This window comes from Kineococcus vitellinus (genome assembly GCF_009906315.1).
Taxonomy (GTDB): domain Bacteria; phylum Actinomycetota; class Actinomycetes; order Actinomycetales; family Kineococcaceae; genus Kineococcus; species Kineococcus vitellinus.
In genome coordinates this window covers 1-933 of sequence record NZ_JAAALL010000593.1, presented here as the reverse complement: position 1 = coordinate 933, position 933 = coordinate 1, and the positions used below count along the sequence as shown (strand labels likewise).

The 933-nt window shown below is 82.6% G+C and carries 1 pseudogene; it reads right to left on the bottom strand.

What is annotated here, in order from left to right:
* Nucleotides 1–933 (bottom strand): annotated as a pseudogene (locus GTQ99_RS23610) (hypothetical protein); the annotation flags it as partial.

Below are 933 nucleotides of genomic sequence, written 5' to 3'. Positions count from 1 at the left end.
CTCCAGCGCCCCGCGGGCCGCGTCGAGGGCGCGCGCGGCCTCGACGACGCGGTGCAGCGCGCCCAGCGGGTCGGCGGCCCCCTGCCCGCGCACCTGCTCGAGCACGGCGAGCGCGGCGGCGCGCGCGGCGCTCACGCCGGCGGCGGGGACCCCCGCGGCGTCCACCGGTGCGGCCTCGGCCGCCGCGCGCAGCCGCGCCGTCGCCACGGGCAGCTCGGTGACGGCGCGGCGCAGGTCGGTCCCGGTGCGCTCCAGGGAGGCGAGCAGCTGCTCGGCCTGGGCCAGCGCCGTCTCGCTCGTGCGCACGGCGTCCACGACCTCCCCGGAGCGGCTGGGATCCGCCAGCGCGGCGCGGGCCGCCTCCGCCGAGCGCCGGGCCAGCTCCAGGCGGTCGGCGGCCTGGTCGGGGGCGTCGGCCACGGCGGCGACGGCGGCCGGGCCGAACTCCTGCTGCAGCCGCGCCAGCCGCTCGCGGGCGGGTGCCACCCCGGCCCGCGCGGCCGGCAGCCGCTCCTCCAGGGCGGTGAGGACCTCCGGGGCGCGGCGCACCAGGTCGCGCAGCGCGTCGACGCGCTCGGAGGCCTGCGCCAGGGCCTGCCCGCTGCCGCGGCAGGAGGCGACGACCTGCGCGAGCACCTCGCGGGTGCGCTCCTCGCCCTCGGGGACGGCGTCGTCGAGGGACTGCCGCGCGGCGAACGCCGACGTCAGCGCGGCGCGCGCCCGCTCCAGGACGGTGCGGAACTCGGCGGTGCGCTCCTCGCCGAACTCCGCGGCGGCGAACTGCAGCTCCTCGGCGCTGGCGCGCACGGCGTCGTCGGCCTGCACGAGCAGGGCGTCGGCCTGCCGGCGCAGCTCGGGCGTCGGGGTGCCCGCGAACTCGGTGGCCGGCCCCGCGGCGCGCCCCGCGGCGCTCCCGGCGGTGCCCGCGCCGCC